The following is a 15,969-nucleotide window of genomic DNA, read 5'->3' as shown; positions in this document are numbered from 1 at the left end:
TTTGTGGGGTTATGTATGTGATAACTGCTCTTCTTAAGGGGCAGTAACGATAAATATAATTATTTAGTCAACAATTATATTGGTTTTGGAGTGTTTTTTTGGCTCGTCCGGAAGCAAAACCTAAAACTGAGTTGGCAAAACGTTTTCGTGAAGTGCGTCACGCTCTTGGTTTTACAGAGCGTAAGCAGTTTGCTGAACATCTTGGTATCACTGCTGGCTCTATAGGAACTTATGAAACTGGTATAAGTGAGCCTACAGCTTCTGCGCTCTCCAAATATCAAGAAATTTGTGGTGTTTCATTAGATTGGCTAGTAACAGGCAATGGTGATATGTTTTCAGATATGGCAAAGGCGAAAGCAGCTGGTTTTAAACCGCAGGCGATTCCTGCTGGGCTGATGAAAAAGCTTGGACATTTAGTTTATACGACCTATCATGATGCAAAAATAACACTTTCTCCTGAAGATGTTGCGGAATTAGCAGCAGAGCTTTATGGAAGATTGCAAGAGCTTATTCAAAACCTCAATGATATAGAAGAAATCGAAGCCACTTTGCCGCTTTTAAAATTACATTTAAGACGTAAAATCGAAGCTGAAAAAACACCTCTAGAAATTTCATAAGATATGAACGAACAGCTCTTTTAAAAAATGGAGCTTTTTTGATTTTTACTATATAACCAAGTTTGGAATGTAAAAATCTCACAATTTTTGAGTCTTTTATTCAACCTGAATAATAATAAATTATCATTATAAATCAATACATTGCTCTAATACAGATAAAAAATGACGAGTAGTGATATAAAAAAACTCTTTCAAAGGTGTGCATCATATATTGAAACAGATTACTTCGCAGCAAAGAGTGATGTTATCATGATAATTGTCATTATTACATTATGCTATAAGTTAAAAAATCATAAATTTGTGCTTATAAGAACAGCTATTTTATTGAGAAGTATTTTTATAAATTTATAAAAAATTATTTTTACACTCTTGCCATTCTTTTAATGCGCTTTATTTGAAAAATAGAATTGCTCTTTAGTGAAACTATTTTTGTTAAGAGATAAATCGCAGTATTTTTGAATGGAGAGAACGGTATATTTTCAAAGTTTTGTGTTTTTATTTATTTTTTAGCTTGAATCCCTCTAGCTAAAAGGGTTGGGGACTTTTCTAGATTCGATGTTGTTGCAAAGATTTTAGGGCGATGCCGTAAAAATAGCGGTATCGTAGGGGGAGGGTTTTGTCTTGATTTATTGGTTTTTGAAGTGCGCAAACTGAGGGTTTTGCCATGAGTGTTTCCGCGCGTTGTAATGATGTTGAACTCTGTTGGAGGAGGTTCTTATGAAGAAAAAATGTTCCACACCAAATTTAATTAAAGTTGTCTCTCTTAGTACGGTAATGGCGACACTCTTATCGAGTGTTTCTCCCGTTTTTGCGGCGAACCTTGCGATAATAGGACAAACTAATCAGAGTTCGAATGCTCCCCAAGTGATGTATCCGTATGGGAGTCATGGGAGTGTTGTTTTTGCTGGTGATGATAATTATTGTGGTGCAGACAACGTTGTTGGTCGTGGCGGCAAACAACAACAAGGAATTGCTGATAGTCAACGAATAACCGCAGAGCAACAATATAATAGATTTATTACTAATCAAGAGTTTAACGGTCGTCGTCCTTATGGTACGACCACTGAACAGGTTATTTGGATGGGTGATGGATACACGGCTAGGGTTGATGGTAAAGTTTTGGGTGGTTATATGGGGACATTTTCCACCAGTGGTTTTGCTAGCGCTATGCCTGAGGCTTATGGTGTTTATTCTTTTGCTACGGGGTGTGGGTCTGCAGCGACGGGTAATTATTCAACCGTATTTGGTGCAGGCGCGACAGCAAAGGCAGGGGGTGCACAAGCTTTTGGTGTTTCCGCACTTGCAAGTGGTATAGCAAGTGTTGCTATGGGTGTAGGCTCAGAAGCATCGGGCGAATCTGCTGTTTCTTTTGGTGGTCTCGCAACCGCTTCTGGTAAAAATAGTGTTTCTATAGGTGAGAGTTCCAAAGCTACGCAGGACGATGCGATTGCGGTTGGTTCAAATGCAGAAGGGAACGGTATAAATAGTGTTGCTATTGGTAAGTTTGCATCTGCATCTGGTTACGATAGTATTGCATTAGGATTAAAGACCAAAGCAACTGACGAGTACGCGGTTGCTATAGGCACGAAGGCTGAAGCTCAAGCTCTTGGTTCTATTGCAATAGGTGGTGGAGAACCTGCAGACAACGGGGAAGAAAGAAAAGTAATAGCTAAAGGTAAAAATTCGATTGCCATAGGTTCCCATACTTATGCTGAGACGGCTCATTCAGTTGCAATTGGTATAAACGCACAAGTACGTGTTATAGATGGTGTTGCTGTGGGGGGAGGATCTGTCTCTCGTGTTGAGAGTGGTGTTTTTGGTTATGATCCTGTAACAAATACTACAACAACAAAGAGTGATCTTGCATGGAAAAGCACTGCAGGTGATTTTAGTGTTGGTAATACTAACCAGAATTTAACGCGACAGATTACAAATGTTGCAGCAGGGACTAAAGACACTGATGCAGTGAATGTCGCACAGTTGAAAGCTATGAGAGATTTGGCATCAGGAGTTTGGAAACTTTCTGCTAACGATACCGATCCTACAGACGTGAATCCAGGTAGTACAATAGATTTTTCAGTGAAAGATACAAAAGTAGGAAAAGATAACTTAAAGATTGAAAGAAACACTGTAGATAATAAGCATAAAATTGAATTTACTTTGAGTGATACTCTTAAATTGACAAAAGTCACTACAGGACAAAGCTCTATGAGTGATGATGGCTTTATTATTGAAAATGGGCCAAAAATGATTCTAGATGGTATTGATGCTGGCGATAAACAGATTACAAATGTGGCAGATGGTGAAGAAGACACCGATGCTGTAAATTATAAACAGCTGAAAGAGGTAAAAACAGTTGTAGAAAAAGGCTGGAAGCTTTCTGTTGATGGTAACAATGCTACAGATGTTGGAGCAGGTAGTACAGTAGATCTCGTTACAGGTGCTGATGATAACAATAACAAAAACATCAAAATTGTTAAAAGTAATGGAAATAAAGTTACATTTACTTTGAATAGTAACCTTAGTTTGACAAGTGTCACTGCAGGTAACAGCATTATGAATGGTGATGGCTTTAAGTTTGTTAATGGGGGGCCAAGCATAACCGTGAATGGTATTGATGCTGGAAATCAAAAGATTATAAACGTAGCAGAGGGAACTCAAGATACCGATGCAGTGAATTATAAACAACTGAAAGAGATAAAAGAAGCTGCTACAACGCATTGGCAACTTTCTGTTAATGGTGGAAATGGTGTATCTATTGGACAAAATGATACAGTAAATTTACAATCAGCTGGTAAGGAAGGTAGTCAGAATATCAAGATTGTAGGAGATAATAACCGCAATATTACGTTTGATTTAGCTGATGATATTAATGTAATGACTGTCACAGCAGGAGACAGCATTATGGATGCTGCTGGCTTTAGATTTGACGGTGATGAGGGGCCGAGCATAACTGTTAAAGGCATTCATGCTGGTAATAAAACGATCAAAGGAGTAGCAGATGGGGAAGACGATACTGATGCTGTAAATTTTTCACAGTTGCAAGATGTAAAAGCAATTGCAGAAAAAGGCTGGAAGCTTTCTGTTGATGGGAACGATGCTACAGATGTTAAAGCTGGGAGTACAGTGAATTTTGTTGCAGTTAAGCAGAAAGACGATGATGATAATGAGAGTGAGAACACAAATATAAAAATTGTCAAAAACGAGGACAATCAAGTATCCTTTGATTTAAGTGAATATATTAAAGTTGGTCGTGTAGAAACAGGGGATAGCAGAATGAGTAATGCCGGTTTCATGATCAAGGATGGTCCAAACATGACCAAGGGTGGCATTAATGCTGCAAAGACACAAATTAAAGGAGTCGCAGATGGTAGCGATGAGCATGATGCTGTTAATCTTTCACAATTATATAAAATGAAGTTTGAGATAGAAGATAATAGTCTTGTTAAATGGAGTAAAAGTAAAAATTTAATTACCATTGGTGCTGAAAAAGAAGGTATTGAAATCAAAGTCGCGAACTCTGAAGGTAGGGATCGAATTATTTCTGGCGTTGCAGTTGGAAAAGTCAGTTCCGATTCAACAGAAGCAATAAATGGCCATCAGCTTTTCAATTATGCTGATAATATATCAAAATATTTTGGTGGTGAGACAGATGTGATTGATGGTTTCAAGCCAACTTTTACTGTTCAGGATAAAGAACACCATAATGTAACGGATGCTTTTAAAGATGTCGATAATTCTATAACAGATATTTATACACGGATTAACAATGTAACAGCAAATAGTCTTGTTAAATGGGACGAAGGGCAGAAGCTCATTACAATTGGTGCGCAAAAAGATGGTACCAAAATCAATGTTGCCAATTCTAATAGTGAAAATCGAGTTATCTCTGGTATTGCGGATGGAAACCTCGGAAAGGCTTCGAAAGAAGCTATAAATGGTAGCCAGATTAATACAATTTCTGGAGATGTTGCAAAATTCTTTGGTGGGGAAGCAGCATTTCAGGATGGTGCTTTTGTAGGTCCACAATATAACGTATCTACAGTTTCTACAGATGGTGAAGTAGTTCAGTATATAGCTGAAAATGTTGGTGATGCTTTAACAAAGCTTGATGCGAATGTTAAAAATGTGAATAGTCGTATAAAATATGTAGATAATAAATTTGATAAATTCTCTCAAGATGCTTTATTATGGGATGATGGTAAACAAGCATTTGCTGCACGTCATGAAAAAGATGGACGTAAAACAGATAGTAAGATTACCCACCTTTTAAATGGTGATATTTCTGAAGATTCAACAGATGCGGTAAATGGTAGCCAGATTAATAAAATATCTAAAGATATTGCAAAATATTTTGGTGGTGGTACAGAATTTAATAACGGAGTTTTTTCAGGTCCACAATATAATTTATCTACAGTTTCTACAGATGGTAAAGTAGAACAGAAAACCTTTGAAGATGTTGGCTCGGCTTTGACAGGGCTCGATGCAAATGTCAAAAATGTGAATAAACATATACAGCATGTAACCAATGAGTTTGATAAATTGTCTCAAGATGCTTTACTGTGGAGTGAAAAGGATCAAGCATTTGTTGCGCGTCATGGAATAGATGGACAGAAAACAAATAGTAAGCTAACGTATCTTTTAGATGGCAATGTTTCAGAAGATTCAACAGATGCAATAAATGGTTCCCAACTTTATGCGATGGGTGATCAGATTGCGAATTATTTTGGTGGTGGCGCTAGTTATGAAGATGGAGAGTGGACGGGGCCTGAATTCAAAGTTTCTCGTAACGATCCTGATGGTAATATTGTTGAGAATAGGTATACGAATGTTGCTGATGCTTTTGAGGGTGTCGATAGTTCTATCACAGATATTTATAATCAGATTAATAATGTGACAGAAAATAGTCTTGTGAAACAAGAAGAAGATTCTGAAGGTCTTATTACCGTTGGTAAGGCGACAAGTGGTACTGAAATCAGCCTTGTAAATAAAGATAATAAAGAAAGAATACTTTCCGGTGTGAAAGACGGAAAACTCTCTCAAACATCAACGGAAGCGGTAAATGGTTCACAGCTTTTTAAGACGAATGAAAATGTCAAAACTGTTACTGATAATCTTGAAAAAGTTGCTAAAAATACATCGGAATATTTTGGTGGCAGCACAGATGTACTTGAAGGTATAAAACCTACTTTCGTTATTGATGGAAATACATATGATAATGTTACAGAGGCATTTACTGGTGTGAATGTTTCTATCCATAAGATTGATAATAAGATTTCCGATGTGGTAAAAAATAGTCTTGTTAAACAAGATGAAATTTCAGCTCCTATCACGATTGGTAAGGATACAGCTGGGACTGAAATCAATATTGCAGGATATGCTGGTGTAGCACGTAAGATTTCTGGTGTGCAGGCAGCAGAGAAGGGCGATGAAGCTGTTAACAAAGACCAACTGGATAAAAGCATAAAGGATATTACGAAAGATATTGAGACAGTAACTGCTACTGCGGTTCTTTATGATAAGAATGACGATAATAGTGTTAATTACGGTAGTGTAACTTTGGGCGGCGATAAGAACAACGGACCAGTTTCTCTTCGTAACGTGAAAAACGGTAGCATTTCTGAAAATTCCAACGATGCAATCAATGGTAGTCAGATTAATAAAATATCAGCAGATATTGCAAAGTTTTTTGGCGGTGGTGCAAAGTTTATTAACGGTGCTTTTGAAGGGCTGAAATATACTTTATCCGCTATTGTAGGTGGTGAAGTAGGGAAGGCTAATTTTTACAATGTTGGTGATGCTTTAACAGGTCTTGATAAAAATGTTCAAGATGTGAATCAACGCTTAACGAATGTATCCAATGAGTTTAATCAGAAAATTGAAGATTTCTCTAAAGATGCTTTACTGTGGGATGATGATGAAGAAGCATTTGTTGCACGTCATGAAAAAGATGGGCAGAAAACAAAGAGCAAATTGAAATATCTTTTGGATGGTGAGATTGCCGAAGGTTCAACGGATGCCATTACAGGGAACCAGCTTTATCTCATGAGCAACAAGCTTGCTAATTATTTTGGTGGCGGTGCCAAATATGAGAATGGCAAATGGACAGATCCTACTTTTAAGATTGTTCAAGTCAATGCTGATGGTACAACTGTTGAGAAAGAGCACCATAATGTTGCTGAGGCGATTGGTGGTGTTAATGGCGGTATGGTAAACATAAATAACCGTATTAATGATGTCATCAACAAGGTTGATTCAGATGTTCTACACTGGAATAAGGAGAAAGGAGCCTATGACGCTAACCATGATGGTCAACCAAGTAAGATTATCAATGTAGCCGATGGTAAAGTTGAAAAAGGTTCGAAAGATGCGGTTAATGGTGGACAACTTTGGGAAACCAATGAACGTATCACTGGTGTTGAAAAAGATGTTCAGCATCTTACCAACAGAGTTGATAACATTTCCAATACGATTGCTGATATTGGTGATACAGTTATCAATATTGATGCCAAAGTTGATAACATCAATAATAGAGTTGACAACATTGAAGAGGATGCTGTTCGTTATGATAGAGATGAAAACGGCAAAAAAACCAATAAAATCACATTAGCGGGGGGGGATGCCAGTGAACCTGTTCTGATTGATAATGTCTCTGATGGTAAAATTGAAAAAGGTTCGAAAGAGGCTGTAAATGGTGGTCAACTCCATGATTATACTCAAGAACAGATGAAGATTATTCTTGATCAATCCAAGCAGTATACAGATCAACGGGTTAATAATATTGTGATTGATGCTATTGATGATGCTGTTGATCGGGCTAAGCAATATACAGATATGAAGTTTGATGTTTTAAACTATAGTATTGAGAGTGTGAAAAAAGAGGCTAGACAAGCAGCGGCTATTGGTCTTGCGGTGTCTAACTTACGCTACAATGATACACCTGGAAAATTAAGCGTTGGATTTGGTACTGGTTTATGGCGTAGTCAGTCTGCATTTGCCTTTGGTGCAGGTTACACCTCAGAAAATGGAAAATACCGCTCTAACATATCCGCAACAACTTCTGGAGGTCACTGGGGTGTAGGTGCGGGATTCAATATGACATTGAATTGATAATAAACAAAATATATAAAAATTCCTTTTCACCCCTGTCTCATGAGGCAGGGGTGAATTGTTGTTACGTATGTAAAAATACATGTATACAAATTGATAAGCGCTATAATAATAAATACAGGTTTAAAAAACAGAAAAAACCTATACACTTTCAACAAAATGAACTTCTTATTTCAAAATAAGATAATGAGTTCTTTCATAAATTATAAGTTCATTATTTTCTTCTTTAATTTTTAAATCTGAAAAATCTGTAGCACTCTACAGATAAAAAACTTTTGCTCTCTACAAATCTATTAAAAAGTTTTCTATTAAGATAAAATTATCATTCAAATGTATTTCAACTTTACTGGAAGAAGTTATAAAACAATACGCTAAATTAACTCTACCCCTTGCAAAAAACAACCAATAAGTTTAAAGGTTAAAAAACCAGTTACCAAAAATTTACTTTCTTAGAAAATGTAAAAGAGCAAAACGTATTAATCTTAAAAAACAACTTCTTTATCTTTTCAGTCAGGTACTAAATTTTTTGAATACGTTTAGAAAAAACAACTTTGAAAGACTGTATAGCGTTTAAATGTGTCTTTTTTGTGTTTATAGTTATTTCTTTCATTGGGGAGTTCACTATGAAAAAATTATATACAAAATTAGCAGGGAGCGATTTAAAATTTTCTCGTTTTTCTTTTGTTAAAGTTCTTTCGTTGGCTACAGCGGCTACATTCTTATCGAATGTTACACCTGTTTTTTCAGCAAATCCTGATTTTAGAAACACGTTTCTTGAAGGTGTAAAAAGTGCCGGCGTGTCTTATCTACAAAGCATTCTCTCTGTTGCTGGTTTGAATAATTCTGAAGACTATGCAAATTTTTTAACTAAAACTCTTACTGGTGTAAGTGATTATAGTCCTATAGTGAATGTTTTGCCAGAAGCCAGCGATTCGATACGTTCAATTGATATGAATGCTGGAAGTAAAAAAATAACAAGAGCAGATTTAACTCCAAGAGTTGTAAAGGGAGATCAGATAACTAGCAAGCAGGATTTGGGTAATCCTCTTGTTTATGGTGTACGAGCTCAGGGAGAAGCGCATGATGCTATTGTTTTCGGGCAGGTAGCGCAGACGAAGGCTGACCAAGGGATTGCTATCGGCTTAACTGCTTTAGCTGGTAGTAGTAGAAATACTAAAAATAGCATTGCAATAGGCTCTTCTCTAACCGATAGTTATGATGAAAAAGAGAGAACAGTTTCATTTGGTGATTTTTCAATAGCCTTCGGTAGTAAAGCACATAGTTATGCAAATGAAGCGATTGCTATGGGATACAATGCATACGCAAAGGAGCAGGCGCTGCAGGGAGTTGCTATAGGCGCTAGCTCTAATGTGACGGTTACGGGAGGTGTTGCTCTAGGAAGCGGTTCTATATCCGATAGGGCTGCAGGTGTTTTGGGGTATACTTCTATGCTGCAGGGTCCGGCAATAAACACTAAAGCGCAATGGAAAAGTACGCAGGGTGCTGTTAGTGTTGGTAATCCTAGTAAGGGCATAACGCGGCAGATTATAGGTGTAGCAGCTGGTAGTGAGCCTACTGATGCAGTAAATGTTGTACAGTTAAAAGACTTAGAAAGTGTCGTAAGAAATGGTGGTTGGAAACTCTCTGTTGGGGGTAAGGATGATACGACCGTTATCATGGACAGCGCGGTAGATTTTTCCGCTGGAAGTACAAATCTTCAAATTAGCAAAGGCAAAGATAATAATAATATAAAATTTGATCTAGCTAAGGATATTGCAGTCAATAAAGTAACTGCAGGAAGCAGTGCCCTAGATGCAACAGGCTTAGTGATTTCTGGTGGACCGAAAATAATCATTTCTGGGATAGATGCAGGGGGTAAAAAGATTACAGGAGTGTCTGATGGCACTGGAGCGAACGATGCAGTTAATTTTTCACAGTTAAGCAAAATCAGTGAGAGTCTTTCGTCCACAGCGAGAAATCTGGAAACGGCTATGGCGAATACATCAAAATATTTTGGTGGAGGTGCAGGTTATGATAAAGAGGGCAAATGGAAAGCACCGGATTTCAAGATCAAGCAGTTTGGTGAGGATGGTACTTCTTTTGACAAGAATTATCAGAATGTAGCAGATGCACTTGCCGGTGTTGGAAGTTCTATCACGAATGTTCAGAATAAATTGACTGAACAGGTTAATAATGTGATTACTAAAGTGGAAAGCGAGAGCTTTGTTCAGCAAGATAAGACAACGAGTCGTCTCACTATTGGTGCAAAAGTAGGTGGCGCAGAAATCAATATTGCAAATGAAAGCGGTGGGGATCGGATAATTTCTGGTGTTGGGGAAGCAAAGAACAATAATGACGCTGTTAACAAAGGCCAGCTTGATAGCAATATCAAGAATGTCAATGATAATGTAACAAATAAGTTTAGCGAACTTACTAAAAACATAACGAATATTACTCAGCAAGTTAAAGGTGATGCTTTGTTATGGAACGATAAAGCTAATGCCTTTGTAGCACGTCATGAGAAGAAGCAAGAAGAAAAAGGCAGAGCTGTAGCCACTCAAGATAACAGCAAAATTACGTTTCTTTTAGATGGTGATGTTTCTAAAGATTCAACGGATGCGATTACGGGTGGTCAACTTTATTCGCTGAACCAACAACTTGCAACCTATTTTGGTGGTGGTGCAGGTTATGATGAGCAAGGACAATGGAAGGCTCCAAGTTTTGTGATCAAGAAAGTTGATGCGGAAGGTAAAGAAAGTGAAGAAAGCTATAAGAGTGTAGCGGAAGCATTTGCTGGTGTTGCGAATTCTATTACGAATGTTCATAATGATGTAACTAACGTTGTCAGCGATAGCCTTGTCAAGCAGGATGAGAAGACGAAAGTTATCACTATTGGAGCTGCAGTAGAAGGCAGTGAAATCAACATTGCCAACAGTAAGAAAGAAGACCGGATTCTTTCTGGTGTTAAGAAAGCAGAGCGTGTGAATGAAGCTGTTAACAAAGGTCAGCTTGATGAAAGTTTAGAGAAGCTTTCTACCAGTCTTCAATCAGATGACTCGGCTGTTATTCACTATGATAAAAAAGAGGGTGATAATAACACTATAAATTATGCAAGTGTGACTTTAGGAAAAGGTAAAGGTTCTGCTGCTGTAGCACTTCATAATGTTGCCGATGGTCAGATTTCTAAGGGTTCACGTGATGCCATCACGGGTGGTCAGATTAATAAAATCGGTGAGGATGTAGCTAAGTTTTTAGGTGGAGAAGCTGAATTTAAGGATGGTGCTTTTAAAGGGCCAACTTATAATTTATCCAGTATTGATAAAGGTGGTGAAGTAACAGATAAATCGCATAGCGATGTTGGTTCTGCCTTTAAAGGGCTTGATGAGAATATCAAGAATGTGAACGCTCGCATTAAGGAGGTCTCAGAGGGAGTTGCACAAGATTCTTTATCTTGGAGCGATGGTGACAAAGCTTTTGTCGCTCTGCATGGGGAAGGTGATGACAGAAAAGCAAGCAAGATCACATCACTTGCTGCTGGCTCTATAGTATCAGGCTCGAGTGATGCGGTTAATGGCGGGCAGATTTATGATCTGAATCAGTCGCTAGCAAAGTATTTTGGTGGTGATGCTAAGTATGATGGTGATGGCTGGGTTCTTCCAGGTTTCAAGATAATGACTTTTCAAGAAGATGGAAGCTTTGTAGAGGAAGATTATGATAGCATTGCAGCCGCGTTTTCCGGTGTAAATAAGGTTTTCAAGAATCTTCATAATGAGATTTCAGACAACATTGAGCAAAATGCGTTGTTGTGGAGTGATGATGCAGGTGCGTTTGTAGCACAGCATGAAGAAGAAGGTAAAAAGGAAAACAGCAAGATCACGTTCCTTGCGAAAGGAAAGATATCAGAAGATTCTACGGATGCGATTAATGGTGGTCAGATTTATACTCTTCAACAGACATTTGCCTCATATTTTGGTGGAGGATCTGGTTATGATAAGGAAGGAAACTGGCAAGGACCAAAATTCTACGTTCAGGTCTTTAATAAGGATGGTACGAAAGGTGATAAAGAGGAGCGTAATAGTGTCTCTGAAGCATTTGATGTTGTTAATGACAGCATGAGCAATATCAACGATCGTATAAAAGAAGTTGAAAAGGATACCTCTTCGAATAGTCTGAATTGGAATAAAGAAAAAGGAAGCTATGATGCATCTCATGTTGATTCTCAGGGTGTTAAGAGTCCAAGTAAGATTATCAATGTAGCGAATGGTAAGGTAGACAGAGATTCAAAAGAAGCAGTGAATGGAGGACAGCTTTGGGAAACTCAGCAGATGATTACAGATCAGGTAAAGGATATTGAAAATAAAGTTACGGAGGGATCTGTACAATATGATAAAGATAAAAAAACGGGCAAAAAGACCAATAAAGTTACATTAGTTGGTGTAGATGACAGTTCTCCAGTATTAATAGACAATGTAGCCGATGGAAAGATTAAAAAAGATTCGAAAGAAGCGGTTAATGGCGGTCAATTAAAAGATAAGATGGATTTTGTGCTTGAAAGTGCCAATAAGTATACGGATGAGCAAATTTCTCATCTTGTAAAAGATGGCGTTAGTGGGGCTAATTCATATACGGATATGAAGGTTTCGACATTAAGTTATGTTGTTGAGGATGTTCGAAAAGAGGCAAGACAGGCAGCAGCTGTTGGTTTAGCGGTATCTAGTTTACGCTATAGTGATATCCCTGGAAAATTAACTATCGCATTTGGTAGTGGTTTATGGCGTAGTCAATCTGCTTTTGCTTTTGGTACAGGTTATACTTCAGAGAACGGTTATATTGGTTCCAACTTGTCAATTACCACTTCTGGAGGTCACTGGGGTATAAGTGCAGGAGTTAATGTGATACTCAACTAATAAACGACTAAATCCATAAAATTGATTTGCCTTTTTCTTATTTAAGAAAAGGGCAATTTTTTTACTTTTTTCCAGAGCTCTCTAAAGCTATTCTAAATGTATAAAACACCCGTAATTATATAAAATCCGAATATAAAAAGCCTATGACAACTTTTGTTGAGAATAAAAGACCTTAGTGGTAAAGATTCAAAAAATTGATTGCTATTATTTTTATTTGTTAAAATGCTTCACGCAATGTAAATACGAATATACCCTTTATAAAATGAGACAGTTTTAGCTTTTATTTTCGTATAGTTTTAAACGTATGCTTTATAATGAAACGATCTACAGATATGCAACGTACTCCAAACATAAGTATTGCTTTAGATAGTGGAGCGCAAACGGAAAAAGAATGGAGCGTTGCTGTATGCAATATGGCTCACGCTTTAGAGAAAAGCAGATCGCAATAGGTGGTGAATATAATAAGAAGAGCGAATACGGGGAAAATGATTATACAACTTGCGAAGAGTGATTATTCAACAGTAGTGGGAACTGTTTCTAAAACTTTAGAATATGGTTCGATTTCACTTGGTCACCCGTGTATATGCATTTGCTCAAGAAGCTATTTCTATGGGTTTCTATTCAAAAGCAAATGGGGTTGGAAGTATCGCTTTAGATTCCTATTCTAAAGTGACGGTTGATGGGGGCTATTGGAGATAACTCTGTGTCCGGTAGGGCTGATGGCGTTTTTGGGTATACGTCTCTTCTGCAAGGACCGGCTAAAAACACTGAATCTCAATGGAAAAGTATGAAAGTTGCAATAAGTATTGGTGTTCCTAGTAAGAACATAACGCGACAAATTATAGGTGTAGCAGCTGGTAGCAAACCTGCCGATGCAATGAACCTTAGACAATTGCAGGATTTAGAAGAAGTCGTAAGAAAAAAGGTTGGAAACTGTCTATTTCTGGTGAGGAAGCTAAAGATATGGGTGCTAGATAGTACAATAAATTTTTCATCTGGAGGAAGTAACTTCACAGTTAAAAGAGATGAGGATGATGAAAATAAGCTCATATTTGGTTTGGCTAATGATATATCATTGAAAAGCATAACATTAGGAGAGAAAACAAAAGTCGATGCAACAGGCTTAGTAATTACTGATGGCCTGCAAATAACCACCGGTAATATTAATGCGGCAAGTAAAAAATGTTGTAGAAGGAACTAGCAATACTGATGCAGTGAATTTTTCACAACTGAAGGGAATAAAAGAACAAGTAGCAGTGAGTATTTTTGTAAAACAGGATACAGCAACGAGATACATTACCATTAGTAAGAATATAAATGGTGCATTTTAGTAAAAAGCTTTCATAAATCCTCTAATGAAATAAAAAAATCTTATTCACGAAAAATAAACTGATGCCTAAGCGGATGATCAATAGGCACAAAAATTATATCTCTTTCAAAGAGATCAAAGCTAAAAAACGATACACAACCTTTGATAGAAAAAACGAAAGCTATTCTAATATTAAGTATTTTTTTACCTTCCTTAAATTGACTTTCATGAACCTACCCCTAATTACTCTTTAAAGTCGCTGCAGAAACAAAAGCTTACGTCTTAATTTTATTGATGTCCTAAAACACGCTGTAAAAGTAGGAACACGCAAGGGAAATAGGAAAGCTTTAGAGCTCTAGATCATACCTTTTTTGTGTTTTTAATCTATTATTATGAAGGGGGGTATTATGAAAAAATTATATACTACACAAAATCTGCGTGATTTGAGTTTTTCTCGCTCACATCGTCAATCATCATTGTTTAAAGTAGCTTCGTTGGGAACTGCGGTTGCCTTGTTTTTATCGAATGCTGCTCCTGTTTTTTCAGCAAATTTCGATTTAACAAAAGCATCTCTTGAAAATGTGAAGAATGCTGCCGTGGTTTATCCGCAAAGCATTATCTCTGCGTATGATTACTATGATGGTGATAAGGAAAATTATTTAACAGCATTGAATGTAGCAATGATGCCAAAAGTTAACGCTTCCGATAACTATGTAAATTTTTTAACCAAAACCCTTTCTGCTATAAGTAATGATGATCCTATTGTGAATGTTTTGAGGGCAGATGGTAAAAATTCATCTGAAAGGACATTAGATGCAGGCTGGCAATATAAAAAATCGATTATCAGTGTACAGAATGGTGAGAATACAGCGATTATTGATGCATTGAATCCTTTGCGTAATGACTCTATGACTAGAATGCAGCGCGATACCGGACTGCAACGTGACGTAGAGGGTACTAATGTCATATTTGGTAATGATATAACAAAGGCTGAAAAACTCCATGGAAAGAGTGATATTGTTGCTCTTGGTGCCAAGATAATAGTAAACGCTCCAGATTCGGTTGCTGTTGGTTATGGCGCGCAGGTGGATAATAGCTTTACTGTTGCTGTAGGTCATTTGGCGTACGCTGTAGGTAAAAAAAGTATCGCAATAGGTGGTGAAGGTAGAAGTGGTAGTAAGCCGATTCCTACTGAGGGCCGTACAATAGCGACGGGCGAAGAATCAATTGCTATTGGACATCGTGCTAAGGCGGACAGTGAGGAATCTATAGCTTTTGGTGCTTATTCAAAAACGACGATAAATTTAGGCGTTGCTCTTGGGAGCGAGTCTGTGGCTGATGTTGCTGCGGGCGCTATCGGTTATAATTCTTTAACTAAAGGCCCTTCAGATTCTGACGACATGATATGGGCGAGTACACTAGGTGCAGTAAGTGTTGGTGATGCTAAATCAGAAAAAACGCGCCAGATTGTAGGAGTGGCAGCTGGTAGTGGCGACACTGATGCCGTTAATGTTGCACAGTTAAAATCATTGCAAAAATACGTAGACCAAGGTTGGACACTATCTGTTGGGGGTAAAAATGCTAAAGCTGTTGGTGTACAAGATACTGTAGATTTGTCGGCTGCAAGTGACAATCTTAAGATTACAAAAGGTGAGGAAAACAATAATGTAACATTTGATCTAGCTAATAATATTACAGTGGAACGAGTTACCGCTGGGAGAAGCTCTATCAGTGATGATGGCATTTTGTTTGCTGATGGGGCTAAAATAACTGTGGATGGCATTGATGCTGGCAATAAGCAGATTACAGGAGTGGCAGCTGGGGAAGAACCTGATGATGCAGTGAATTTTGCTCAGTTGGAGCAGGTTAATCGCGACGTTGCAGGTGTAAGTCAAAATATATCACAATATTTTGGTGGTGGTGCAGATGTATCTAATGGTAAAGCACCAACTTACACAATTCAGGGTAATTCTCATAATGATGTTGGTTCTGCTTTTAATGCTGTTGATACTTCTATCACGAATAT

At 37.6% G+C, this 15,969-nt stretch carries 5 protein-coding genes and 1 pseudogene; all 6 read left to right on the top strand.

Features of this window, described 5'->3' with window-relative positions; translation table 11 throughout:
- The first annotated feature begins 98 nt into the window (after positions 1 to 98).
- A complete protein-coding gene (locus ACFINA_RS07905) occupies positions 99 to 617 on the top strand; it encodes a helix-turn-helix domain-containing protein (RefSeq protein WP_375614305.1) in 519 nt (172 codons plus the stop codon).
- A 717-nt stretch (positions 618 to 1,334) separates the two neighbouring features.
- Entirely contained in the window at positions 1,335 to 7,727 is a 6,393-nt protein-coding gene (locus tag ACFINA_RS07900; protein WP_375615382.1) for a Vomp family autotransporter, read from the top strand.
- 623 nt (positions 7,728 to 8,350) lie between these two features.
- Positions 8,351 to 12,634: a YadA-like family protein gene (locus tag ACFINA_RS07895; RefSeq protein ID WP_375615381.1), complete on the top strand. Its 4,284-nt coding sequence runs from the start codon at positions 8,351 to 8,353 to the stop codon at positions 12,632 to 12,634.
- 679 nt (positions 12,635 to 13,313) lie between these two features.
- Positions 13,314 to 13,835 carry a hypothetical protein gene (locus tag ACFINA_RS07890; RefSeq protein ID WP_375615380.1) on the top strand — a complete coding sequence of 174 codons (522 nt, stop codon included), beginning with the start codon at positions 13,314 to 13,316 and terminating at the stop codon, positions 13,833 to 13,835.
- Complete coding sequence (locus tag ACFINA_RS07885) at positions 13,801 to 13,965, top strand: hypothetical protein (protein WP_375606217.1); 165 nt, start codon at positions 13,801 to 13,803, stop codon at positions 13,963 to 13,965. The genes ACFINA_RS07890 and ACFINA_RS07885 overlap by 35 nt, the downstream gene beginning before the upstream one ends.
- A gap of 421 nt (positions 13,966 to 14,386) precedes the next feature.
- Positions 14,387 to 15,969 (top strand): annotated as a pseudogene (locus ACFINA_RS07880) (hypothetical protein); the annotation flags it as partial.

This window comes from Bartonella sp. AC10YNML (assembly GCF_042196825.1).
Classification (GTDB): domain Bacteria; phylum Pseudomonadota; class Alphaproteobacteria; order Rhizobiales; family Rhizobiaceae; genus Bartonella.
Note: the sequence above shows the minus strand (reverse complement) of the source record. Positions and strands in the feature narration are given on the sequence as shown.

Excerpts from the sequence above, each read along its gene's own strand:
- ACFINA_RS07885 (WP_375606217.1), top strand. The coding sequence starts at position 13,801 with ATGCGGCAAGTAAAAAATGTTGTAGAAGGAACTAGCAATACTGATGCA.
- ACFINA_RS07890 (WP_375615380.1), top strand. The coding sequence starts at position 13,314 with ATGGGGGCTATTGGAGATAACTCTGTGTCCGGTAGGGCTGATGGCGTT.
- ACFINA_RS07895 (WP_375615381.1), top strand. The coding sequence starts at position 8,351 with ATGAAAAAATTATATACAAAATTAGCAGGGAGCGATTTAAAATTTTCT.
- ACFINA_RS07900 (WP_375615382.1), top strand. The coding sequence starts at position 1,335 with ATGAAGAAAAAATGTTCCACACCAAATTTAATTAAAGTTGTCTCTCTT.